Raw genomic sequence first — 23,019 nt, 5'->3', positions numbered from 1 at the left:
GGTCATTTGCCGGCTCGCTTCCGTGCCCTTTTCAGCACCATATCGCGTTTCATCTTGCTCAGCCGGTCAAAATACATCCGGCCCTCAAGATGGTCGATCTGATGCTGCACGCTGGTGGCCCAGAGGCCGACAAAGTCGCGCTCTTCTATTTCGTTCGTCTCGTTCAGGAACCGCACGGTCACGGCGCGGGGGCGGGTGATTTTGGCGTAGACACCGGGCAGGTTGGGGCTGGCTTCCTCGTGGTCGCGCATCTCTGTGCTGGCGTGCAAGATTTCGGGATTGGCCAGACGCACCGCTTGACCACGTTCGTCCGAGGCGTCCACCACGGCCAGCCGAAGCATCACACCGATCTGCGGAGCGGCCAAGCCAACGCCCGGCATGGCATCCATTGTCTCGATCATATCGTTCCAGATGGTGCGGATCTCATTGGTGATCGCATCCACAGGGTCGGCCGCCGTGCGAAGCCGCTTGTTAGGCCAGATGACATAGGGCCGTGTTGGCACGCCGCGCTACTCCCGCGCCTTTTCGCGCTTTAACTTCTGCATCTTGCGCGTGATCATCTGGCGTTTGATCGGACCCAGATAATCGATGAAGAGCTTGCCGTTGAGATGGTCAATCTCATGCTGGACACAGGTCGCCCAAAGCCCATCGAATGTTTCGGATTGCGCTTTGCCGTCCCGATCAATCCAGGATACGTCCACCACCTTTGGCCTTGTCACTTCGGCGAAGTGGTCGGGAATAGACAAGCACCCTTCTTCATAGACGTTTTTCTCGTCCGAAGACGCCACGATTTCAGGGTTGAACATGACCAGAGGACGCGGGTCCACATCGGCCTCTTCATCTTTGGCGCAGTCGAGCACGATCAGCCGGTTGAGAATGCCTACCTGCGGCGCGGCAAGCCCAATGCCGGGCGCATCATACATTGTCTCAAGCATATCATCCGCCAGGTCGCGCAGCTCATCGCTGAGATCGGCGACCGGATCGCAGTGCTTTTTAAGCCGAGGATCGGGGTGGATGACAATGGGACGTAACATGGACGTTCATTTAGGCGATTGCACGCGCGCCTGCAACGCCATAGCTTGCGCCAATCGCCACAAACAAGCCTCTCCGGAGACCCCTATGAATTTTGACGAGTTAATCGACCGCCGCGGCACAGACTGCAGCAAGTGGGACAAGATGGAAGCGCTCTATGGTGTGTCGTCCACGGATGGGATTCCGATGTGGGTTGCGGACATGGACTTTCGCGCAGGAGAGTTCCTTCAGGACGCAGTTCGCGGTTTGCTGGACAAGGCAAATTACGGGTATTTCACAGGGGACGCCAAGATGAAGGAGGCGGTGGCCTGGTGGATGAAAAGCCGGCATGGATGGGATGCAGACCCAAGCACCATGATGTCAACTTATGGGTTGGGCAATGCGATCGGGCTTTGTCTGCAAGCCTATAGTGATCCTGACGATGAGGTTATCATCTTCACCCCGGTTTATCACGAGTTTACCGCTAAGGTGAAAAAGTCCGGGCGCGCATTGAAGGAAAGTCCCTTGGTCATCCGCGACGGCGTTTATCAAATGGATCTGGACACTCTGGAGGCGCAACTTTCTGGCCGCGAAAAAATCGTGCTTTTCTGTTCGCCTCACAACCCCGCTGGCCGTATCTGGACTCGCGATGAATTAAAGGCGCTCGCTGATTTCTGTCTGCGGCACAACCTGATCCTTATCTCGGACGAAATTCATCATGACCTGGTTTTTCCGGGGCAAGAACACATGCCTTTGCCAGTCGCCGCGCCGGACATTTTACCCCGCCTGATCATGCTGACCTCTGCGTCTAAGACCTTTAACACCGCTGGGTCGCGGCTGGGCACCGTTACCATTCCCGACGATAAATTGCGCGCGCCTCTGGCTGGCCTCATTCGAGCGCTTGATATGAGTCCGCATCTGCTCGGCACGGTTCTGACCGAAGCCGCCTATAGCGCGGCAGGTGCCAAATGGGTCGATGCGCTGACAAAGTATCTAGACAAAAATCACAAAGTGTTTCTTCGGTCTGTCAATGCAATTCCCGGCCTGTCAGCTATGCCGATGCAATCCACATATCTGGCGTGGGTTGATTTCACGAATACAGGCATGGAGATGACAGAAGTGCTTGAGCGCGTCAAAGGCACCGCGCGGATTGCCCCCAGCATCGGGAGCGATTTCGGCACCGGCGGCGAAAGCTATCTCCGGTTCAACATCGCGACACCGCGTGCTCGGGTGGAAGAGGCGGTTGAGCGTTTGCAGGCAGCATTTGCGGATTTGCAGTGACACGCCTTGAGCTGCACGGCTATCGGTTCAGCGTCTACACGCGTATTGTGCGCATGGTGTTGCACGAAAAGGGTCTTGAATACGCCTATCGTGAGGTCGATCCGTTTGCAGAAACCCCGGACCCTGCGCTGCATCCTTTTGGTCGCGTACCTTCGCTCCGTCATGGCGATGCCGTGCTCTACGAAACCGCCGCAATCACGCGTTATCTTGATGCTGCCTTTCCAGAACCTGTGTTAATGCCCCCTGCCCCCTTGGCGCAGGCGCGGATGATGCAGGTTATTTCGATTGTAGACAGTTACGGCTATTGGCCTTTGGTCCGGCAAGTATTTTCGCATGGTGTTTTTCGGCCTTTGGAAGGCGAAGTGGCGGATGCGAAGGAACTTGAGGCAGGGCTGGAGGCAGCAAAACCGGTTCTGCAGGCATTGGACGACATTGCCTCGGAAGGGCTTGTTCTTGACCCGCGGCGCTTCACGCTGGCCTGCGCTCATCTTGCTCCGATGCTTGATTACTTCACACGGGCGACGGAGGGTGCAGAGATGATGGGATATTATCCACAACTTCTGACATGGCTTTACGTCACCAGAGAGCGTGCGTGCTTTAGAGACACATTACCCGACTTGGGCTGGCCGAAATTCACGCCTTAGAAATCAGCGCCACCGGCGCGTTATCTGCACGCTCGAAATCCACGGGCTGTTCGCTGCCTGCTTCGTTCACGACTTTCAGCTCAAAGCGCATTTCCAGGCCTTCTTCCTCTGACGCGACAATGAGACAGCGTGACAGGTGGCTTGCGCCATCATAGAGATCCACAAGCCCCCGCAGATGCGGGGCAGTTTCGGCATGAAGCGCGAACCCCCCGTCCCAGGCGCGGACAACTGAATAGCTTTGATTGCCCGCTTCAACGCGCAGTCGGCGGCTTTTGTGCAAGCCGCGTTTGCGGGCTTCTTCCAGCCCGGCCTGCACCTCGGCAGAAAAAAAGTCGTCATGGCATCCCCAGAATCACACAACCAACTGATGCAGGATGTAGACCTAAACCATGACAGTCACGTAAAAATTCCGCCGCAGCGCAGTAAAACGCCGCCGCGGCGCAACAATGTTACTGGTCCACGTCTACTGTTGCGACGCGCGGCCGCAAAACATGGGGAATGGCAGGATCGTAAAGTGCGCTTTCGGTGAACTCTGCGATTTCGCCAAGCACGGGGCCCACCAGGATCAGCGCCGTGCGCGTGATCTTTTCGGCGCGCACCTTTTCGCGGATGTCACTCAGAGTGCCGCGAATGAACATTTGATCGGGCCAGCCAACGCGATAGGCCACCACCACAGGGCAATCCGCGCCATAATGTGGAGTCAGGACACGTTCAATTTCGCGAAATGCGCGCACGCCCAGATGAATGGCCAATGTTGTTCCGGTCCGAGCGAAATTTTCCAGTGTTTCACCCTCGGGCATCGACGTTGACTTCATCGACACGCGCGTGAGCACGATAGATTGTCCGATCTCCGGTACGGTCAGTTCCTGACCCAGTGCAGCGGCGGCAGCTGCATAGGCGGGCACGCCGGGAACGATCTGATAGTCTATGCCTTCAGTCCGCAGGCGGCGGATTTGCTCGGCAATGGCTCCGTAAAGCGAGGGATCGCCGGAATGCACCCGCGCCACGTCTTGGCCATTGGCATGGGCGGCCACGATCTCGGCATGGGTTTCATCGAGCGTCATGGGGGCCGTGTCCATCACCCGCGCGCCTTGCGGGGCGCAGGCGACCACTTCGGCCGGAACCAGCGAACCGGCATAAAGGCAAACGGGGCATTCCCCGATGATGCGCTCAGCCTTTTTGGTCAGAAGTTCGGGGTCCCCCGGACCTGCGCCAATGAAATAGACGGTCATTGTCCCAAAAGCCCCTTCAACTGATTGTTCTGGTAGTAACAGACACAGACCTGTCCACCGGCGCCATGTGCGCCCATAAAGACACCGTCGGCGTCCGAGATATAGGCGCATATGGCCTGAAACTCCGCCAGACGCGTGGCATCAATGGGACCACCGCGGCTCAGCAGGTCTTCGATCTCCTGGCGTTCACCAAATTGCTGCACGGCCCAGGCGGCCTGTTGCATCGGCTGCGGCACATCGGGGTGCCCCCAGCCCCACATCCAAGACCCGTCATCGGAATAGGTGCCAACCACTTGCGCATCAGCGGCAACCTCTGGCGCGCCGTCAAAGACAAAGCTGATGCGACCCTTTTTGAGGTTGAGGCGGTAGTCGCTGACATCGCCCAACCGCTGCGCCAGTTCTGACCCGGCCATACGCGTCTTCAGGTGGAACTCCGCATTGACCGCAAGCGCCTTGTAGCTTTCTGGCAGTTGCGTGGCCCCGCCATCCGCCATGCGCCCAGCAAACTCCAACAATATCTCGTTCATGCGATGCCCTTTTTGTCAGATAAGTCGCCATCAATCTTGCGCGCGTAGCCACGTGGCGTGAACATACGAGGCCCCTCCCCCAGTTGCGCCAACCGTGAGTTGGAGGAGCCCACCAGTAAGACAGTGAGCATATCGATCTCGTCCACCTGCAGATCTTTGAGTTTGCGATAGCGCACATACTCTTCAGGACGCCCCAAATTGCTGGCCAGCATCACGGGCGTGTCCGCCGGACGATGTTGGAGCAGGATATCGCGTGCCTCAGCTAGAAGAGTGCGGCGCGTCTTGCTGACCGGGTTGTAGAAGGCGATGACGAAATCACCCTCGGCTGCGGCCTTGAGACGGCGCAGGATATCGTCGCGTGGGGTGAGTAGATCACTCAGGGATATTGTGCAGAAATCATGCCCCAAAGGGGCCCCTGCCCGCGCTGCGGCCCCTTGCAGGGCACTTACACCGGGCGAACAGACCACCTCAACCCGGCGCGCAGCATCGCTTACGCCTTCATGTTTCGGGCCGCGGTCCAGTAGCTCAAACACTAGCGCACCCATCGCATAAATTCCGGCATCGCCTGAGCAAACCAGCGCCACGTTCCGCCCTTCCGCCGCCCGCTCCAACGCATAACGGCAACGCGCCTCTTCACCGCCCAACGGAAAGTCAGAGCGTTTCTTGCCCGCGGCCAGTGGGCCCAGCAGATCAATGTAAAGCCCGTAGCCCACCAGTTCTTCTGCCTCCGTCACCAGCTTGGAGACTTCCGGCGTGCGCCAGCTGGATTGGCCGGGGCCGATGCCCACCACGCTCAGTTGCCCGCGCGCCCGGCCTTTCATTTCCATCGGGACATGGTTCGCACGCGAAATACTGCATGTGCAGGTTGTGGTCTTGCGTTTTTCAACCACGAGCTCTCCGCCCATGGCCAATGCGGCCCCTTCTGCCACGCCGTGGCAGCCGACCTCAGCGAAGACCACGTCTGAAGGGTTGGCGAGCTTATCAGCCTGCGCCTCAAGCTCTGCCGGGGTGAAGACACGCATTGGCACACCCAAGCGCTGCGCCAAGGTATTCATGGCAGGCTCATCGGCTTTGATGTCCACAGTGGCAACAGCCGCAACGGCACCTTGCGCGATGCCAGCTGTTTGCAACGTCTCCGTCACCAAATCCCAAAGCGCTTCAGGGTCCGCATTGCGCGCGCAGCCCACACCGACCACATAGGATTGCGGGTGATAGACCAACCGATGCTCAGAAGGGGTTTGCGGGGCATCACTTACCACAAGCTCAACAGCGCCGCCTGTCTCTTCCACGCCAAAGATGTTGTTACCTGTGACACGGACGCCTGCGCCATTCAGCAAAGCCGCCATCGCAGCTTTTGCATCCCCCGGATTGGCCAAGCGATATCCCTCTGGCGGCTCATCCAACGCCACGCCCATGGCCACGTCACCTGCAGTGGTGACCGCGGCTGTGGCGCCCAGTTCTTCAGCGATGAGAGAGGCCAGGCGGTTCGCGCCCCGATGCCCTCCGAGGAGGGGCACGACGACCGCACCATCGTCGCTAACTGACACAACGGGTGGCTCTTTGGTCTTGTCGCTCAACACCGGTGCAACCGCGCGGATCAGAATGCCGCTCGCACATACGCCGACAACCGGCACACCGGCTGCAAAAAGATCGCGGGCATGATCCAATGCATTTGGGAAGAACGCGTCTGCCTGCGCCACCCTGCCCTCACGCCCATGCACCTGCGCGCCCAGACTGGCGGCCACCCGATGCGCCACCGCTTCACCGGATCGGCTGAGGGCCAATACAACAGGGGTCACAGCCATGGATCGGCTCCTTTGGTCAATAAGATCATCGAGAAATAAGGCGCCTTCTCTGGCGCGTTGACCAGCGGACACACAACTTCATCCGGCAGGCTGGCGCGTTCGACATAGACGGCCTGATCCGTGAAGCCCAGCGCGTCGATCACACCCCGGATCTTGGACAGATGCCGCCCTACTTTCATAATGGCCACACTTTCCGCCCCTTCAATACGCGTGCGCAACTCCTTCTCGGGCAAAGGCCCCGGCAAGACCGTCAGTCGCTCGTTGCGCGCCGCCAATGGTAGCCCAGCGCGTGCCGCACAAGTGGTGATCGAGGTCACGCCGGGCACAACCTCGACCTCGTAGCGCTGTGACAAACGGGCAAAGAGATACATAAAGGAGCCGTAGAAGAACGGATCGCCTTCACAGAGACAAACCACATCCTGACCATCGTCCAGCGCCATTGCAATCTCAACCGCCCCTTGATCATACGCTGCCTGCGCCGGGGCGCGATCCGTGGTCATCGGCACGTCCATGACAATCTCGCGCGCAGTGGCGGGTATGGCATCCGCCGCAATAGAGCGCGCGAAACTGTCAGCCCCAGCAAGCGTGGGATAGGCCACAACCTTCGCACTCGCGATCAACCTATGCGCTTTGCGCGTCATCAGGTCCGGATCACCCGGACCAAGCCCGACGCCATAAAGCTTACCCGCCATATTCGCTCCAGGTTTTCACTGTTCCCAAAATACTCATAATCCGGCACAGGCCCGTCATCGTTTCACCAGGCTCCATTGTGTAACCGGCATCAGAGGGCGCCAGCCAGTGAGCCCACCCACAGGTTCGGCGCGGTGTATGGCCAGTTTCACAAGCTGACCGCCATACGCCTTGTGCAACTCAAGCAGAACGGTTTCGCTCTCTAATGTCACGGCATTGGCCACAAGCCGGCCCAATGGACGCAGGGCGGCCCAGGCCGCTTCAAACACATCGACGCTCAGCCCACCGCCGATAAAGACAGCATCGGGGGCCTCCAGCCCCTCAAGTGCTGATGGAACAGTGCCGTCGACCAACTGAAGCTTGGGCACGCCCAATGCCAGCGCATTAGCCGCCGCCATGGCCCGGCGGTCCGCACGCGGCTCAATCCCAATTGCGTGCGCATATCTCGCCCCACGCATCCATTCCACGGCCACAGACCCGCAGCCCGTGCCAATATCCCACAAAAGCGCGCCCCGCATCGGCATCAGTTTGGCCAAAGTGGCCGCGCGAACCTCCTGTTTGGTCATGGTGCCATCACTTTGGAAAAGCGTGTCCTCCAAACCCGGCACACGCGGCAAGAGCGCGGCGTCGGGAGCGGCGATGCAATCCACGGCCAATGTGTTAAAGGCCGGTACTCTATGCGACCAGCTTTCTGCGGTGCCGTCAAAACGCGCCTCATCTGAACCGCCCATCGCCGCCAACACGGTCATGTTGGATGCTCCAAAACCGCGTTCGGTCAGAAAGCGCGCGATCTGTGCCGGTGTTTCTTCTCCGGTGGTCAGGATCAAGAGCCGTGCGTCAGGCTGGATAAAAGCGATCATCTGCTCAACGGGACGACCATGCACGGTGAGTGTTTCCACATCCGGCAAGCTCCAGCCCATGCGCGCAGCGGCCAGTTGGAAGGCTGAGAGTTGCGGATGATAGGTGATTTCGGCGGGATCAATTTCGCGCCCGATACGCGCGCCCACCGAGAACCAAAGGGGGTCTCCCGTCGCCAAAACCACCACGCGACGACCCTGAAACCCACGAAGCATGTCGATGAGCGCGTCAAACGGGCTCGGCCAGGCCACGCGTTCTGCTGTCACGGCCTCTGACAACAAATGGTGTCGATCCCCACCAACGATCACCTCTGCGGCTTCGACCACGGCGCGGGTGGCAGGCAGCAGGCCTTCAAGCCCGTCTTCGCCGATGCCGACAATATGCAGCCAGGGATCAGACATGGCGTTTGGAGAAACTTTTTTGAAAAGTTTCGCCAAGTCTTTTCTGAAAAGACTTGCTCATCGTGTGTCTCCTTCCGGAAGACCTGCAGCCAGCGCGTTCACAGCAGCCGAGGCCATGGCAGAGCCGCCGCGCCGACCGCGCAGCGCGACAAACTCACAGTCGCGGGGGTTGGCAGCGAGTTCCGCCTTGCTCTCCGCCGCGCCCACAAAACCCACTGGGAATCCAAGGATGACCGCCGGTTTTGGTGCACCCTGTTCGAGGAGTTCCAACAAATGGAAAAGCGCTGTGGGCGCATTGCCGATGGCCACGACAGCACCATCGAGGTGCTCGGCCCAGAGCTCAACTGCAGCCGCTGAGCGGGTGTTGCCAATACCGGCGGCGATGCCTGGCACGCGTGGGTCGTTGAGGGTGACAATGACCTCGTTGTCGGCAGGCAAGTAGCGGCGGATGATACCAGCGCCGACCATTTCACAATCGCAGAGCACGGGCTTACCCGCCTGCAAAGCCGCGTGGCCCGCGTCATAGGCGGTTTCTGAGAACGCCAGCCGGTCAGCGACCTCAACCATGCCGCAGGCGTGGATGAGCCTTATGGCCAGTGCCTCAAGCCCCGGACCAAACCGCTCCAGCCGGGCTTCGCGCCGTACTGTGGCAAAGCTTTCGGCATAGATTGCCGATGGGTTTTTCTCGTAGGGGCGCAAGGTCAGGTCGGGGCCTCCGGCGGGGATATTTTCAGGCAAAAAGAAAGCCGCGGTCAGGCTTTGGTTTTACGCGCGCTTTCGGGCCCATGCGGGTGTTTGGCATGGGGGTATTCCGCGTGATGATGATGGTGGTGATGATCATGATCGTGGTGGTGATCGTGGTGATGGTGATGATGATGCGCCTGCATTTCAAGGCGGCACATGCCGGTGCAGAACGTGTCGCAGAGCTTGCAATCTTCGACGTTGGACCCCGGCGCGCTGGCGCCCTGGCCTTCCACATGGTGATGGTGGCTTTCCTGCACCGCGCCCACTTCAGCCTCAAAGCCCAGCACGGCGGTGCGGTACTTGCACATCACACAAGTGGGCGGCGGGACATCACCAAAGGCGGGGTGTCCCGCACCTTTTTCGGCAGTGAGAATGGCACGTTGGGCGGGCGTGATCTTTTGCGGGTCCTGCCCTTCGATGGCGAGAATCTGCGTGCGGTACTGGCAGGTGCCGCAATTGGGCGGCGGCACGGCTCCCACCTGTTCGCGGACACGTTCAGCGAAGGTTTCCAGCACTTTGGGATGGTCGCCGAGATAGCCCGCTTTGACGAATTGCTGCGCAGGGTATTCAGCCGCGACCTGATCGGTGAAACCATAGATGCGGTCAATCAGGATGCCAGAGAAGAGGAAGTACGGAAAGACGACCACGCGTTTATAACCCAGTTTCACCACATGCTGCAGACAGGGTTCAACCAGCGGGAATGTCACGCCCGAATAGCCCACCTCGCACCAGCCAAAGCCCATACCTTCGTGCAAGAGCCGCGCGATTTTGGCGACGTTGGAATTGGCGTCAGGGTCAGAGGCCCCGCGTCCGATGACCACAAGACAGGTGTCGTGGCGGCTGACCGGGCCCTGTTCAGCGTCTGCTTTGGCGAGTGCGTCTTCGATGCGGCCTCCGGCGGCGGCAATCATTTTGGGGTCAACACCCAGTTCACGGCCATAGCGCACGTCGATGTCGTGTTTCGCGGCATAGGTGTTCAGAACCGTGGGGATATCATTTTTGGAATGCATTGCAGCAAAGAGCATGCCCGGCACGGCAAGGATGCGCTCACAGCCTCTCTCGCGGAGGTTGTCGAGGCCATCACGAATGACCGGGTTGGCAAATTCGAGATAGCCGTATTCCATCTCCCAGTCAGAGGGCAGAAGGGGGGGCAGCTTTTCGGCCAGTGTGGCAAACTCATCAACCGCCGATTGGCTGCGCGAGCCGTGACCACAGATCATCACACCGGTTTTCATCGCGCTACGCCTCCTGTGGCTCGTCGTCTTCGAGGGGCGCGTCCGACGTGTTTTCCGCGTTTTCTTTGGATTTGCGCCCCTTGGCAGCCCAAAGGCCCAGTGCCGCCGCAGCAGCCAACGCACCCGCGGAAAGCCAATGCCCGTGGCCCGCGACTTCGGCGAGATGTCCAGGGTGGGCCAACGCCGCGCCTGGCAAGAGCAGCGTCAGAAGTGCAAAGAGCCGGTGCATAAGAGGTCTCCCTTCCGCGTTCATCGTGCCACTGGGCGAACCACAAAGGAGGCCATGGGCGCGCATGCGCCCCGACGATCATGCGTGAAAGCCCCCTAGTTGGGTCGGCTCTTTGGCATGCCCCTTTCCGGCCCGCTTTGGGCACCGTCTGGTTCGTCTATAGGCCCGCATGGTGCGCCGCGCAAACAGAGAATCGCCGTGCGACACTCGGATTACGACATGTGCAGCGCTGCACGGCAGGTGCGCGAGCATGTGGGGATGTTGGATGCGGCAGCGCGCGCTAGTTAGCGGTACAAAGGAGATCACACATGGGACAACTGGTTGACGGAGTCTGGCAGGACACCTGGTACAATACCAAATCCTCAGGCGGTGCGTTCAAGCGCAGCACCGCGGCGTATCGCAATTGGATCACAGCAGATGGAAGCGCCGGACCCACAGGAGACGGCGGGTTCAAGGCCGAAAGCGGTCGGTATCACCTTTACGTCTCACTGGCATGTCCATGGGCGCATCGCACATTGATCTTTCGCGCGTTGAAAGGTCTTGAGCCGCATATCGGGGTGTCTGCGGTGCATCCGGACATGATGGCGGATGGGTGGAGCTTTGCCACGGATTACGAAGGGGCCACGGGCGATCAGCTTCATGACCTGCCCTTTGCCCGGGACATTTATCTCAAGGCCGATCCCAAGACGTCGGGCCGCGTGACGGTGCCGATCTTGTGGGACCGGGAGCGAGAGACGATTGTGTCCAACGAATCCTCAGAAATCATCCGTATGTTCAATTCGGCCTTTATCGGCATCACAGGAAACACCGATGACTATTGGCCCGAAGACATGCGCGACGAGATCGAGCCGGTCAATGAACGGATCTATTCAACGCTTAACAATGGGGTCTACAAGGCCGGGTTTGCGACCAGTCAGGAGGCTTATGACGCGGCAGTTGTGCCACTGTTTGACACGCTGAGCTGGCTTGAGGCGCGGCTGGCCACGTCGCGCTACCTGATGGGGGATCGGATCACCGAAGCAGATTGGCGGCTCTTCACGACGCTTATCCGGTTCGATCTGGTCTATCACCTGCACTTCAAATGCAACCAGGCGCGGATTGTGGATTACCCAAATCTCTGGGGCTATCTGCGTGAGCTCTATCAATGGCCGGGCGTACGGCAGACAGTGAATTTCGATCATATCGTCCGGCACTATCATTACAGCCACGAGACGGTGAACCCGCACCGGATCATCCCGATCAATCCGGTTCTGGATTTCGATGCACCTCATGGTCGGGAAGCCTTGCGCTAGCCCGCGAAGACAGGCACTCAGCCTCCATGAGTGCCCATCCGCTTCATAATCCTCCGCTGGCCGCCGGGTTGACCCTAGCGGCGGCGGCATTCGTGGCGGGCACGACGCTGTTGGCCAAGGCGTTGGGCACAGATGCGCTCGGGCCTGCGCTGCATCCATTGCAGATCAGCCATGGCAGGTTCCTATTTGCGTTGTTGACGATTTTGGTCTTCGTGGCCGCGACGCGGCCCAAGTTCACCCGCCCCAATGTGAAGCTGCATGTTTTGCGCTCAGGGCTTGGCTGGGGCGGCGTCACGCTCATGTTTGCGGCGGCGGCGTTCATTCCGCTGTCGGATGCCACGGCGATCAGCTTTCTCAACCCGGTCTTTTGCATGATGTTGGCCGTTCCTATCCTGGGTGAACGCGTTGGCCCTGTGAGGTGGGCGGCAGCCCTGGTTGCGCTTTTCGGCGCGGCAGTCCTGACGCGCCCTGGTGCAAGCACAGTGGAGATTGGTGCCTTTCTCGCACTCGGTGCAGCAATGCTGTTTGGGGCAGAACTCATTGCGATCAAACGGTTGTCAGGTGGCGAGGCCCCGGTGCAAATTCTATTGATCAACAACATAATCGGGCTTTGTATCGCAACCTTAGCCGTGCTTTTAGTCTGGGCCGCGCCGACACCTGCGCAATGGGCGGCATTGGCCGCTCTTGGTGTGTTGATGGCAGCGGCTCAGGCCTGTTTTGTGAACGCCATGGCGCGGGCGGATGCCAGTTTCGTGGCGCCGTTTTTCTATGCAGCACTTGTTTTTGCGGCTTTCTACGACGCCGCTGTGTTTGGTGTCTGGCCGGATATGGTTTCGGTGATTGGAGCGGCCGTCATTCTCGCAGGTGCGGGATTACTGGCATGGCGAGAGGCCGGAGCGAAACGATAAGGTGGATAACTTGCGCACCATATTACGGGATGGGTGCGCAAATCGCTCAAAAAATCGCAGTGTCTATTCCGCCGGCACAACACCACCGGCGTGCGCCTTGGGAAACGGCACCAGGCGTTCAGCCTCTTCGTCCCAGAGCTTGAGCCGGAAGCTTGCGATGGCTTGTGGCCAGTGGATTTCGTCATGCACGCGCAACTCATCAGGCAGATTTTTCTGCGCGTGGCGCAAGCGATAGGATGGGATCATCGGGTTGTAGTGGTGCAGGTCGTGATAGGCGATGTTGCCAGTGCCGATGTCCCACCAATGGCCCAGATCAAGGCTGGAGGAGCCTTCCAGCGTTGCCTTGCGGAAGTCGAGATCTGGTTTACGGTCCCAGTAGGTTTCTTCAAAATTATGCTGCAGGTAGACGAGGAATACGCCAATTATGCCCGCGACAATCGCGCTGCTGCCCAACATGGCAAGGCCGGTGACGCCCAGCACGACCCAGACGGCCCAGATCCACACCACCAACATCAAGTTATGTGCAATCACACCCCACATACCGACTTTTAGTGTGTTTTTCGGCCAGCGATAGGCAATGAAATACGTGTAAATCCCGCCCACAGACAGCATCACGGCCGGGTTTCGGTAGGTGCGATACCACAGGCGAGTCCACAGACCCGCCTCCTGCCATTCGCGCAGGGTCATCGTGTAGACCTCGGTCGTCTCCCGGTGCTCCAGATTGCCCAAATAGGCGTGATGCTGATTGTGATTGTATTGCATGACGCGAAAAGGCGTCAGGGAGAAGATCGACAGGATGTAGCCTGCCATGTCGTTGAGTGGTTTGGTGGCAAACAGCGAATGATGTCCGCAATCATGTTGCAGCACGTAAAGGCGCACAGACGCAAAGGCGAGGATCACGATCAGCGGCAGGCTGATCCACCAGGCGGGCCACGCCAGACTGGCGAGGATAAGGGCTGCAAAATAGGCGGCCAGGGAACAGAGAAAGCTCGTCCAGCCCATCAGGTCAGATTTGTTCGTGTAGTCTTTCAAATAGTCGCGAAAAGTCATAATCAAATTCACCCCCGGGCAGTGGGTCTGATGGTGATGCTGACCCAACCTGCTCTGTCCTAAAATGTGGAAGATTTATCGCAAAAACAAGGGGCGCAGGCATTGATCCGCGCATAATGGCTTGGCTCAGTCGCGCGGCCCTTTGCGCGAGAGGTGCTTGCGCAGACGTGAGGGCGTGGATTTCTTGCGTTCCTTATAAGGATTTTTGTCCGATTGCGACCGCATTGTCAGGCGAATAGGTGTGCCGGGCATGTCGAACCCCTCGCGCAAACCATTGACAAGATAGCGTGAATAGCTTTCCGGCATTTTGTCTGGGTGCGAGCACATGACAACAAAGCCGGGCGGGCGCGTCTTGGCCTGGGTCATATATCGCAGCTTGATCCGCTTGCCGCCGGGGGCTGGGGGCGGGTGTGCCTCAAGCATGCCAGTGAGCCAGCGGTTGAGCTGGGCCGTGGTCACACGGCGATTCCAGACGTCATATGCCTTTTCAACGGCCGCTTGCAGTCGGTCGAGGCCCCGGCCTGTCTTGGCCGACACGGTGATGAGCGGAGCGCCTCTAAGCTGCGGCAAGAGGCGTTCGAAGGCTTCTTTGAGATCACGCAGCTTTTGCTGCTTTTCGTCCTCGATATCCCATTTGTTGACAGCAACCACCACGGCGCGCCCCTCTCGTTCGGCCAGATCAGCGATGCGCAGGTCCTGTTGTTCAAAGGGAATGGCGGCATCCAGCAGCACGATAACCACTTCGGCGAATTTCACCGCGCGCAGGCCGTCCGAGACCGAGAGCTTTTCCACCTTGTCCTGCACTTTGGCCTTCTTGCGCATACCGGCGGTGTCAAAAATGCGCACTGGCAGGCCGTCCCAGTCGATCTGAAGCGAAATGGCGTCGCGGGTAATACCCGCCTCTGGACCAGTGAGAAGTCGGTCCTCGCCCAGTATCTTGTTGATCAGCGTGGACTTTCCGGCATTGGGACGCCCTACAACAGCAACTTGGAGCGGTTTGGATTTTGTGGGTTTGCGGACGGCATCCTCCACGTCCTCGTCCACAGACACATCCGTTTCGGGCGCGTCCTGTTCTGCGCGTCTGGCAAATTGATCTGCCAGCGGCATGAGAGCGGAGTAGAGATCATTCATGCCCTCGCCATGTTCTGCAGAGAGACGAATGGGTTCGCCAAGGCCAAGCCCATAGGCCTCGATGACACCGGCGTCAGCCGCGGATCCTTCTGATTTGTTGGCGGCAACAAAGACATGCGTCGCGCGTTTGCGCAGGATCTCGGCGAACAGTTCATCGATGGGCGTCACCCCTGCACGGGCATCAATGAGAAATAGACAGACATCGGCCATGTCCACGGCACGCTCGGTCAGGCGACGCATCCGGCCCTGAAGCGAGTTGTCAGTTGCATCCTCCAGCCCGGCCGTGTCGATCACGGTAAAGCGCAGATCGCCCAGGCGCGCAGCCCCTTCGCGCAGGTCGCGCGTGACGCCTGGCTGGTTGTCGACCAAAGCCAGACGCTTGCCCACCAAGCGGTTGAAAAGTGTGGATTTTCCCACGTTCGGGCGACCCACGATGGCAAGGGTGAAACTCATCTAATCAAGGCTCCGCGCCCGGCGGGGTGTGCCGCCTTGTTGGTTCAAAAGGCCCTAGCGGAAGGCCATCAACTGACCTTTGGAGGACACCACATAAAGCGTGTTGCCAGCCACCACCGGATTGGTGGTCGCCCCGCCCGGCATTTTGACCTCGCCCAGGGGCGCTCCATTGGTGGGATCAAAAAAGCGTAGCAAACCGTCGTTGGAGGCCACGATCAAACGCCCGCTGGCAATGATGGGTCCGTGATGCGCAAAAATCTCGTTTTGGCGCTTGGGTTTGTTCTTGGTGAAAAACGGCAGTGTTTGAGACCAGATGCGCTGGCCTGTGTCTGCCGACAGACGCAGCAGTTCGTTGCGGTCAGACACCATGAAAATCGAGTCGCCTGCAGGCCAAATGGGCGAAAGCGGCCCATCGGGAGCTGTCCAAAGGCGCTCCCCATTGCCCAGGCCCAACGCGACAGTCCGGCCAGAGTGGTTGCCCACGTAAATACGATCTCCGTCAATCACCGGGTCGCCGGTGATATCGCCGACAAGACCACTGGAGAATCCTTGGCGTTGTCCGGCAATCTGTGAATCCCAGCGCCGCAATCCGCCTTTGCGGAACGCGCCCTGCACTTCGCCTGATCCGAAGGCGAAGACGACATATTTTTCTGAAATTGCAGGGGTTGGCGCACCGATGACATTTCGGATGTCAGGCGATGCCGACAGCTGCCAGCGGATCCGGCCGGTGTCGCGCTCCAATGCCCAAGCCAACTCATCTCCGGCGACAACATAGACAAGGTCTCCTGCCACACTGGGGCTGCCAGACCCTGTGGCGCGCAGCCGTTGCTGCCACACCTGTGCGCCAGTTTGGGCGTCCAGAACCGTCAGAGTGCCAAAGCCAGACGACACATAAAGGCGACCGTCCGCATACGCCAGACCGCCGCCGCTTGCATCAGTGGGTTTGTCATTTGCGGGTGTCAGATCCTGACTCCAGAGGATTTGACCAGTCGTCGAGACCGCCGTGACAAGCGCTGCGGAATCCAGCGTGTAGACACGCCCCCTCCGACAACGGGATCCGCCGTGATGCGCCCGCGTCGTCCGTCACCTGCACCAATATTGACCGACCAAATCGACCGGGGCGCGCTGCTGAGGGCCGGGTGAGAGATCCGTGTGGAGGGGCTTGAAATGCCTTGCGGCCATTCTGTGTTGGCGCGCGTTGCAGGGAGGTTGAGCGGCGGGATTGTCCCTGTCTCGGCTTGCGCCGCCAGAAGAGTTTCGCCGCTATCCTCGCTGAGAACGGCCCGAATGTCTTCGCGTTCGCCGACCAGGACTTGTTCTTTCTCGCTGCACGCCGCCAAAAGAAAGACGACGCCCAGACCCCAAATGCGTGCTGCTGAAACCAAACCAAAGTCCCCGTCTTGTTCGAATTGCGCCATAGCTTCAAAGGCGTGAGCGCAGAGATATTACTTCAATTGCCGTCGTTTTGACCTGTTTCAGAGAGCACCGGTTCTTGCGTCAACTCCCCTCCAAGGGCCACGACCATCTGTGCGGCACGTTGACGCAAACCAATCGTAGCCTCGGCACTTTCGCCGATCTGGCGCAAACGGTCCAGTGCGGCGTCACTATTTCCCGCCTCAGCGTCTAGATACGCAAGCTGTTCCTCGGCAAGCAAACGCACAAGGCCGCCGCCCGGCACCAGACCTTCCAGCCTTGATCGGCGGTCGTCTACGCTAAGTCCATTGCCCGGCAAAGCCGTTGCCTTGAGCACAGCAATCTGGCGGTACACCTGCGGCACGGATGGATCATCCGCCAGTGCAAAGAGCTGCGTTGCGGCCTCTTGGGGCGCTTCGGTTCCGGCTTCACTGGCGGCCAGAAGCCCCAGGATTCCGCGCGCACCGCCTTCTGGTGCTTCTATCGCGGCAAGTGCCGCCGCGCGTTCCGCACGATCATCGCTTTCCAGCGCGGCCAAAACCTGATCTCCCAGCGCCTGAGCCGCCTGACGGTCTTTGGATTTATTCCACTCATTCCAAGCGGTTGCGCCCACAAGCAACACCACGGCGGCAACCGCTATCCAACCATAGCGTTTGAACAGCTTGAACAGTCGGTCGCGACGGACCTCTTCGGTGACTTCTTCTATGAAACTGTCGGTGTTGCTCACAGGTGCGCCCTTTAACCTTTGATGTCTCTTAACGTCTTGCCTGAGCCCTGCCAAGAGGGGCTGGTCACAACATGGTCAGATGCGCGATCCGAGGCCTTGAATACACAAGGGAGAAAAGATAATCTAAACCATATAGTTTACCGTAGAATGTTTATACATAGGTCTATTATCAAAGATAACAGAAGCCGTAGGCGGGCTTGCATCTTGCAGAAAGAGTTGAAATGCGGTTGTTTTCGATCTTTGCGGCTATCGTTGTAGGCGCCTTGATTTATGGGTTTGTTCTTGAGCGGGACAAGATTGCTGCGCTGTTTGCCGCTGACAGATCAGCGGAGTCGACAGCAAATACAAAGGCAGCCGGCGAAGACGTGCCAACGCAAGGAAACCCCGGCGCAAATGCTGTTCGCGTTGTGGCAGTGCGCTCAACTGCGCGGCGTGTGGACACATCTGTCGTGGTCCGTGGTCAGACCGAAGCGGATCGGCAGGTCGAGCTTTTGGCGCAAACCACCGGCGAAGTGGTTTCCAACCCTCTGAAAAAGGGATCATTCGTCGAAGAGGGTGAAATTCTGTGCCGATTGGGCCCCGGCACACGCGACGCCACACTTGCCGAGGCGGTAGCACGGCTGGCGGAAGCGCGCGCGCGCGTGCCGTCAGCGGAGGCGCAAGTGCCGTCGGCAGAGGCCAGCGTCGAAGAGGCGCGGGCACGAGTGATTGAGGCCAAGGCGCGGCTGCGCGAAGCGCAGATCAATTCCAACGCTGCGTCTCGCCTGAGCGAAGAAGGCTTTGCGTCACAGACACGTGTCGCTCAAACCGAGGCCGAGGTCGAGGGTGCGCGGGCGCAAATTGTCAGCGCCGAGGCCGCGTTTAAAGCTGCTCTGTCCGGCCTTGAGAGCGCTGCTGCTGGCATTGAGGCTGCGAATGCAGGTGTTGAGAGCGCGCGCGCATCTGTGGCGTCGGCGGAAAAGGAAATTGACAATCTGACCATTTCGGCACCGTTTTCAGGACTTTTGGAAAGCGACACCGCCGAGTTGGGCAGTCTTTTGCAGACAGGTGGCCTCTGTGCCACGGTGATCCGCCTGGACCCTATGGTTTTGGTTGGGTTTGTAAACGAAACGCAGGTCAACCAGGTCAATAGTGGCGCGCCAGCGGTGGCCGAGTTGTCGTCACGCGATCAGGTCGAGGGCCAGGTCGTTTTCGTCTCCCGCGCTGCTGATGAAACAACGCGCACTTTTCGGGTTGAGGTCGAAGTGCCCAACCCTGACTACCTGCTGCGCGACGGGCAGACCGCTGAAATTCGCATCGAGGCCGAAGGTAAAGAGGCGCATTTGCTGCCGCAATCGGCCCTGACGCTCAACGATGACGGCATGCTGGGCGTACGCGTGGTTACAGAGACCAGCCAAGCCGAGTTTGTACCTGTGAGGCTCTTGCGCGACACGCCCACGGGCGTTCTGATCACCGGTTTGCCAGACGCGGCAGACGTGATCATCATCGGGCAGGAATTTGTCGGCGATGGTGTGCCGGTTGAACCAAGCTTTCAGGAGCTTAGCCAATGACGGGGATCGTCGATTGGGCCGCCGCCCGTGCGCGGATGGTGATTGCCTTTATCGTGCTGTCGATTCTGGCAGGTACGTTGGCCTACATCAGCCTGCCAAAAGAAGGTGAGCCGGATATCGAGATCCCGGCGCTTTTCGTTTCCGTCCCCTTCCCCGGCATTTCGGCGGAGGACAGTGAGAAACTGCTCGTCAAGGTCATGGAAACCGAGCTGGCCGATCTGGACGGGCTCAAGGAAATGACCGGCACCGCGTCCGAAGGCTATGCCGGTGTGGCGCTTGAATTCGAATTTGGCTGGGACAAAACCAAGATCACCGCCGATGTGCGCGATGCGATGAGTGCCGCAGAGGCCGATTTCCCGGACGGATTTGAAACCTATACGATCAACGAGATCAATTTCAGCACCTTTCCCATTATCATCGTAAGCCTGTCGGGCCCGGTGCCCGAACGCACCATGGCGCGGGTGGCCAAGGATTTGCAGGACCGGCTAGAGGCACTCGACCCCATTTTGGAGGCCGGGATTGCAGGCAATCGCGATGAGATGGTTGAGGTGATCATCGATCCGCTCGCGCTTGAGGCCTATAACATCACCGCCGATGAGCTGGTGAATGTCGTCACCAACAACAACCGCTTGATTGCCGCCGGTGAGGTGCAAAGCGGTCAGGGCAGTTTTGCCGTCAAAATTCCATCTTCATTCGACGAAACGCTGGATATCTACAATCTGCCGGTCAAAACCAATGGAGACCGCGTTATCACGCTGGGTGATCTCACCGAGATCAACCTGACCTTTGAAGACCGCGCAGGCACCGCGCGTTTTAACGGCGAGACCACGGTGGCGTTACAGGTGGTCAAACGCAAAGGCTTCAACATTATTGATACCGCTGCACTCATTCGTGAGGAAGTGGCAAAGGCCGAAAGAACCTGGCCTCAGGGTCTGCGGTCGGTGGTGCAGGTGGACACTTCAAACGACCAGTCACGCATCATCGAGTCCATGGTCAGCCAGCTGGAAGGGTCTGTTCTGACAGCGATTGCGCTGGTGATGATCGTGACGCTGGCCGCGTTGGGCATCCGCCCTGCCCTGCTCGTCGGATTTGCCATTCCCACATCCTTCCTACTCTGCTTTGCGCTTTTGGCTGTTATGGGCGTGTCTGTGTCCAACATCGTGATGTTCGGTCTGATCCTCGCCGTGGGGATGCTGGTCGACGGCGCGATTGTGGTGGTGGAATACGCCGACAAGAAAATCGCCGAGGGCGAAGGGCCGATGCATGCCTATGTGGCGGCGGCCAAGCGGATGTTCTGGCCTGTGGTCAGCTCAACCGCGACGACGCTCTGTGCTTTCCTGCCCATGCTTTTCTGGCCGGGCGTGCCGGGGCAGTTCATGCAGATGTTGCCCGTCACACTGATCTTCGTTCTGTCGGCCTCGCTCTTGGTCGCACTGGTGTACCTTCCAGTGATGGGCGGTGTGACCGGGCGCACGGAGCGGTGGTTTGACGAACGTATTCGCCAGATCGCCAAGGGCCATTGGCTGTGGCATCTGCTGTTACTACCCATAGCAGTAGGCGCAGTGATGCTGGCCGGGGCGGCAGTGCCGTTTTTCATGGAAGCCATCGGCGCGCGGTTTGCCGCCCTGGATGCCACGCGCATTCTTGGGTCGGTTGTGCCGACGCTGATCAACGTCTTTGCCTTGGCGATTTGCGCAGTCGTCTCCGGTGCCATCGGTCTCGCCGGTGTGATCGCCTTCCTCGTCGGTCTTATGGCGGTGTTCCGGCGTCTGCGCTATGTGCGCCGCGCGGTTGGTGCACGGGTTCTGCCGCACCGCAATGAAAAAGTGACCTCCGGCTATCAGCGCAGCCCCTTTGGCTGGTTCATTCACATGATTGCCGCTAACCCTATCGCGCCGTTAATTGCGTTTTGCGCAATTTTTGTCTTTGTGGGGTCGGTGACGTTCTACTACATGGGCAACAATCGCGGCGTGGAATTCTTTGTCGAATCCGAGCCGGAGAATGCCATCGTGCAGGTCCGCGCACGCGGCAATCTGTCGATTGAACAGAAAGACGCCCTGGTGCGCGAGGCCGAGGCCGTTGTTTTGGCCCATCCCAATGTGCTCAACGCTTTTGCCTTTGCCGGAGATGGCGGATTGGACGTGAATACCGGCGGGGCTGCTCCGCCTTTGGACACGGTCGGTCAGGTGCAGCTTGAGATCACCAAATGGGAAGACCGCCCCACCACCTATGAAACCTGGTTCACCGTTCCCATTATCGGCTACGAGGTGCAACGCACAGTCATCGACAACAGCGCTGATGGCAATCGCACCATGGATGAACTGACCGAGGCGCTCAGGCAGATCCCCGGCATCCAGTTTGACATTCTGGCGCTTGAGCAAGGCCCGGCGTCGGCCAAGCCTGTGCATTTGCGTTTGAAGGGCGACAATTGGGAAGAGCTTCAGGCCTTCACCCAGGACGCTCGGGCGCAGTTTGAACGCACCGAAGGTCTGAAGCTGATCGAGGATACCCTTCCCCTGCCCGGTATCGACTGGCAGATTGATGTGGATGTAGAAAAGGCCGGGCGGTATGGCGCGAACGTGGCAGCCGTGGGCGGCATGGTGCAGCTCGTGACCCGCGGGTTGCAGATCGGCACGATGCGCATTCCAAGCTCGGATGAGGAAATCGATATCCGCGTGCGCCTGCCCGAAGATGAGCGGCTTCTCTCAACACTCGACACACTCAAAATTCGCACCACAGACGGGCTTGTACCGCTGTCGAACTTCATCACCCGCAAGCCGGTGCAGAAACTGGCCCAGATCGACCGCGTGGATCAGAAACGCTATTTCGACGTGAAAGCCGATGTGATTGACGGGCTGACCGCAACGGTGACGGATGAAAATGGCGAGACATCCGAGGTTCTGATGAACCCCAATGAAAGGATCGCCGTTCTCACCAAGTGGCTGGAAAGCGGTGTAGTACCCGCCGGCATTGAATGGGAATGGACCGGGGATGCCGAAGATCAAGAGGAATCCGGTGCCTTCCTGATGCAGGCCTTTATGGGCGCATTGGGATTGATGTTCATTATTCTGCTGGCGCAGTTCAACTCGATCTACAACGCCGCACTGGTACTTTTGGCGGTGATCCTGTCAACCACGGGTGTTCTGATCGGGATGCTGGTGATGAACCAGCCGTTTTCCATCATCATGACCGGCACCGGCATCGTGGCCCTGGCCGGGATCGTAGTGAACAACAATATTGTTCTCATTGATACCTACCAGGAATACTCGAAATACATGCCGCGGATTGATGCGATCACGCGCACAGCCGAAGCACGCATTCGTCCCGTTTTGCTCACCACAATCACCACCATGGCAGGGCTTGCGCCGATGATGTTCGGGCTGTCGCTCAACTTCGTCGATGGCGGCTATACGTTCAACAGCCCCACGGCCCTCTGGTGGAAGCAATTGGCGACAGCAGTTGTCTTTGGCCTTGGCATTGCGACGGTTCTGACGCTTGTTTTTACGCCGTCCATGCTGGCCCTGCGCATCTGGGCCACCACCTACGTGCTCTGGGCCTCACAGCTTCTGGCCAAGCTTTCCATGGGCCGCACCAGCCGTGCGGCACGCGACTGGGCACTGGCCCGGCAAGCCAAGCGGCAGCGTCTGCCAGAGGTGATCTGGGAAGATGAGCGCGAGCCTGCGATTGAAGCCGACCCAGAGCCACTGCGCCTGACGTTTATTCATCGGGTTGGAGGCGATGACGACGGAGGTGAGCCGGGCTCTGGTGGCATGCGCGCAGCTGAATAAGTCTTGGCGATTCCCTGTTTTTCGCCTGGCAACAAGGGTCGGCTACACAC

General features: G+C 59.0%; 22 protein-coding genes. 6 read left to right on the top strand and 16 right to left on the bottom strand.

All coding sequences use genetic code 11. From position 1 onward, the window contains the following. Positions 1-2: 2 nt before the first annotated feature. Both def (RZ517_RS04650) and def (RZ517_RS04645) read right to left on the bottom strand, forming a co-directional pair. Positions 3-503, bottom strand: a complete 501-nt coding sequence (def, locus tag RZ517_RS04650; protein WP_338550296.1) for a peptide deformylase — start codon at positions 501-503, stop codon at positions 3-5. Between the two features lie 6 nt (positions 504-509). Beyond that, the gene (gene def, locus RZ517_RS04645; RefSeq protein ID WP_338550295.1) at positions 510-1,034 is read right to left on the bottom strand and encodes a peptide deformylase; all 525 of its coding nucleotides are present in this window, start codon (positions 1,032-1,034) and stop codon (positions 510-512) included. 85 nt (positions 1,035-1,119) lie between these two features. On the opposite strand from def (RZ517_RS04645), the gene RZ517_RS04640 reads away from it, so the two are divergent. After that, the gene (locus RZ517_RS04640; RefSeq protein ID WP_338550294.1) at positions 1,120-2,292 is read left to right on the top strand and encodes a MalY/PatB family protein; all 1,173 of its coding nucleotides are present in this window, start codon (positions 1,120-1,122) and stop codon (positions 2,290-2,292) included. Next, positions 2,289-2,936, top strand: coding sequence for a glutathione S-transferase family protein (locus RZ517_RS04635; RefSeq protein ID WP_338550293.1), 648 nt, complete (start codon positions 2,289-2,291; stop codon positions 2,934-2,936). Before RZ517_RS04640 ends, RZ517_RS04635 begins: the two co-directional genes overlap by 4 nt. Here the strand turns inward: RZ517_RS04635 and RZ517_RS04630 are convergent. The 9 genes from RZ517_RS04630 to RZ517_RS04590 all read right to left on the bottom strand — a co-directional run bounded on the left by RZ517_RS04630 (position 2,926) and on the right by RZ517_RS04590 (position 10,657). Next, positions 2,926-3,216 carry a hypothetical protein gene (locus RZ517_RS04630; protein WP_338550292.1) on the bottom strand — a complete coding sequence of 97 codons (291 nt, stop codon included), beginning with the start codon at positions 3,214-3,216 and terminating at the stop codon, positions 2,926-2,928. The two genes, RZ517_RS04635 and RZ517_RS04630, sit on opposite strands and share 11 nt — an antisense overlap. Before the next feature lie 169 nt (positions 3,217-3,385). Beyond that, on the bottom strand, positions 3,386-4,168 hold the full coding sequence (cobM, locus tag RZ517_RS04625) for a precorrin-4 C(11)-methyltransferase (protein WP_338550291.1): 783 nt from the start codon (positions 4,166-4,168) through the stop codon (positions 3,386-3,388). After that, positions 4,165-4,695 carry a DUF6882 domain-containing protein gene (locus RZ517_RS04620; protein ID WP_317055796.1) on the bottom strand — a complete coding sequence of 177 codons (531 nt, stop codon included), beginning with the start codon at positions 4,693-4,695 and terminating at the stop codon, positions 4,165-4,167. The genes cobM and RZ517_RS04620 overlap by 4 nt, the downstream gene beginning before the upstream one ends. Continuing rightward, positions 4,692-6,500 (bottom strand): precorrin-3B C(17)-methyltransferase, encoded by a 1,809-nt coding sequence (gene cobJ / locus RZ517_RS04615; protein WP_338550290.1) that lies wholly within the window; start codon positions 6,498-6,500, stop codon positions 4,692-4,694. Before cobJ ends, RZ517_RS04620 begins: the two co-directional genes overlap by 4 nt. Beyond that, a complete protein-coding gene (gene cobI / locus RZ517_RS04610) occupies positions 6,491-7,192 on the bottom strand; it encodes a precorrin-2 C(20)-methyltransferase (RefSeq protein ID WP_338550289.1) in 702 nt (233 codons plus the stop codon). The genes cobJ and cobI overlap by 10 nt, the downstream gene beginning before the upstream one ends. A 54-nt stretch (positions 7,193-7,246) precedes the next feature. Further along, positions 7,247-8,449 (bottom strand): precorrin-6y C5,15-methyltransferase (decarboxylating) subunit CbiE, encoded by a 1,203-nt coding sequence (gene cbiE, locus RZ517_RS04605; RefSeq protein ID WP_338550288.1) that lies wholly within the window; start codon positions 8,447-8,449, stop codon positions 7,247-7,249. Between the two features lie 57 nt (positions 8,450-8,506). Next, positions 8,507-9,148, bottom strand: a complete 642-nt coding sequence (locus tag RZ517_RS04600; protein WP_338551111.1) for a precorrin-8X methylmutase — start codon at positions 9,146-9,148, stop codon at positions 8,507-8,509. Positions 9,149-9,201: 53 nt separating this feature from the next. Beyond that, complete coding sequence (locus RZ517_RS04595; protein ID WP_338550287.1) at positions 9,202-10,428, bottom strand: sirohydrochlorin chelatase; 1,227 nt, start codon at positions 10,426-10,428, stop codon at positions 9,202-9,204. A 4-nt stretch (positions 10,429-10,432) separates the two neighbouring features. Further along, positions 10,433-10,657 carry a DUF6732 family protein gene (locus tag RZ517_RS04590; protein WP_317055801.1) on the bottom strand — a complete coding sequence of 75 codons (225 nt, stop codon included), beginning with the start codon at positions 10,655-10,657 and terminating at the stop codon, positions 10,433-10,435. Positions 10,658-10,965: 308 nt separating this feature from the next. Here RZ517_RS04590 and RZ517_RS04585 point away from each other — a divergent pair, with 308 nt between their 5' ends. After that, complete coding sequence (locus RZ517_RS04585; RefSeq protein WP_338550286.1) at positions 10,966-11,949, top strand: glutathione S-transferase family protein; 984 nt, start codon at positions 10,966-10,968, stop codon at positions 11,947-11,949. Positions 11,950-11,975: 26 nt separating this feature from the next. After that, positions 11,976-12,857, top strand: coding sequence for a DMT family transporter (locus RZ517_RS04580; RefSeq protein WP_338550285.1), 882 nt, complete (start codon positions 11,976-11,978; stop codon positions 12,855-12,857). A 63-nt stretch (positions 12,858-12,920) separates the two neighbouring features. Here RZ517_RS04580 and RZ517_RS04575 read toward each other — a convergent pair whose 3' ends face one another. The 5 genes from RZ517_RS04575 to RZ517_RS04555 all read right to left on the bottom strand — a co-directional run bounded on the left by RZ517_RS04575 (position 12,921) and on the right by RZ517_RS04555 (position 17,631). Beyond that, positions 12,921-13,907 (bottom strand): fatty acid desaturase, encoded by a 987-nt coding sequence (locus RZ517_RS04575; RefSeq protein ID WP_338550284.1) that lies wholly within the window; start codon positions 13,905-13,907, stop codon positions 12,921-12,923. Between the two features lie 126 nt (positions 13,908-14,033). Then, a complete protein-coding gene (gene der / locus RZ517_RS04570) occupies positions 14,034-15,491 on the bottom strand; it encodes a ribosome biogenesis GTPase Der (protein WP_338550283.1) in 1,458 nt (485 codons plus the stop codon). Positions 15,492-15,545: 54 nt separating this feature from the next. Beyond that, positions 15,546-16,454, bottom strand: coding sequence for a PQQ-binding-like beta-propeller repeat protein (locus tag RZ517_RS04565; protein WP_338551110.1), 909 nt, complete (start codon positions 16,452-16,454; stop codon positions 15,546-15,548). Continuing rightward, positions 16,451-16,909 carry a hypothetical protein gene (locus tag RZ517_RS04560; protein ID WP_338550281.1) on the bottom strand — a complete coding sequence of 153 codons (459 nt, stop codon included), beginning with the start codon at positions 16,907-16,909 and terminating at the stop codon, positions 16,451-16,453. Before RZ517_RS04560 ends, RZ517_RS04565 begins: the two co-directional genes overlap by 4 nt. Before the next feature lie 32 nt (positions 16,910-16,941). Beyond that, positions 16,942-17,631 (bottom strand): tetratricopeptide repeat protein, encoded by a 690-nt coding sequence (locus RZ517_RS04555; protein WP_338550280.1) that lies wholly within the window; start codon positions 17,629-17,631, stop codon positions 16,942-16,944. A 221-nt stretch (positions 17,632-17,852) separates the two neighbouring features. On the opposite strand from RZ517_RS04555, the gene RZ517_RS04550 reads away from it, so the two are divergent. Together RZ517_RS04550 and RZ517_RS04545 are read left to right on the top strand one after the other, a co-directional pair. Further along, complete coding sequence (locus tag RZ517_RS04550; RefSeq protein ID WP_338550279.1) at positions 17,853-19,181, top strand: efflux RND transporter periplasmic adaptor subunit; 1,329 nt, start codon at positions 17,853-17,855, stop codon at positions 19,179-19,181. Next, on the top strand, positions 19,178-22,969 hold the full coding sequence (locus RZ517_RS04545; protein WP_338550278.1) for an efflux RND transporter permease subunit: 3,792 nt from the start codon (positions 19,178-19,180) through the stop codon (positions 22,967-22,969). Before RZ517_RS04550 ends, RZ517_RS04545 begins: the two co-directional genes overlap by 4 nt. The last annotated feature ends 50 nt before the right edge of the window (positions 22,970-23,019 follow it).

It is taken from the genome of Roseovarius sp. S88 (assembly GCF_037023735.1).
GTDB classification, from domain to species: domain Bacteria; phylum Pseudomonadota; class Alphaproteobacteria; order Rhodobacterales; family Rhodobacteraceae; genus Roseovarius; species Roseovarius phycicola.
The sequence above is the reverse complement of the archived record's forward strand: the minus strand, read 5'-3'. Positions and strand labels throughout refer to the sequence as shown.

Bases quoted from the DNA above. Each gene is read 5' to 3' on its own strand.
- def (WP_338550295.1), bottom strand. From the start codon at position 1,034: ATGTTACGTCCCATTGTCATCCACCCCGATCCTCGGCTTAAAAAGCAC.
- RZ517_RS04640 (WP_338550294.1), top strand. From the start codon at position 1,120: ATGAATTTTGACGAGTTAATCGACCGCCGCGGCACAGACTGCAGCAAG.
- cobM (WP_338550291.1), bottom strand. From the start codon at position 4,168: ATGACCGTCTATTTCATTGGCGCAGGTCCGGGGGACCCCGAACTTCTG.
- RZ517_RS04620 (WP_317055796.1), bottom strand. From the start codon at position 4,695: ATGAACGAGATATTGTTGGAGTTTGCTGGGCGCATGGCGGATGGCGGG.
- cobJ (WP_338550290.1), bottom strand. From the start codon at position 6,500: ATGGCTGTGACCCCTGTTGTATTGGCCCTCAGCCGATCCGGTGAAGCG.
- cobI (WP_338550289.1), bottom strand. From the start codon at position 7,192: ATGGCGGGTAAGCTTTATGGCGTCGGGCTTGGTCCGGGTGATCCGGAC.
- cbiE (WP_338550288.1), bottom strand. From the start codon at position 8,449: ATGTCTGATCCCTGGCTGCATATTGTCGGCATCGGCGAAGACGGGCTT.
- RZ517_RS04595 (WP_338550287.1), bottom strand. From the start codon at position 10,428: ATGAAAACCGGTGTGATGATCTGTGGTCACGGCTCGCGCAGCCAATCG.
- RZ517_RS04590 (WP_317055801.1), bottom strand. From the start codon at position 10,657: ATGCACCGGCTCTTTGCACTTCTGACGCTGCTCTTGCCAGGCGCGGCG.
- RZ517_RS04585 (WP_338550286.1), top strand. From the start codon at position 10,966: ATGGGACAACTGGTTGACGGAGTCTGGCAGGACACCTGGTACAATACC.
- RZ517_RS04580 (WP_338550285.1), top strand. From the start codon at position 11,976: ATGAGTGCCCATCCGCTTCATAATCCTCCGCTGGCCGCCGGGTTGACC.
- RZ517_RS04575 (WP_338550284.1), bottom strand. From the start codon at position 13,907: ATGACTTTTCGCGACTATTTGAAAGACTACACGAACAAATCTGACCTG.
- der (WP_338550283.1), bottom strand. From the start codon at position 15,491: ATGAGTTTCACCCTTGCCATCGTGGGTCGCCCGAACGTGGGAAAATCC.
- RZ517_RS04560 (WP_338550281.1), bottom strand. From the start codon at position 16,909: ATGGCGCAATTCGAACAAGACGGGGACTTTGGTTTGGTTTCAGCAGCA.
- RZ517_RS04550 (WP_338550279.1), top strand. From the start codon at position 17,853: ATGCGGTTGTTTTCGATCTTTGCGGCTATCGTTGTAGGCGCCTTGATT.
- RZ517_RS04545 (WP_338550278.1), top strand. From the start codon at position 19,178: ATGACGGGGATCGTCGATTGGGCCGCCGCCCGTGCGCGGATGGTGATT.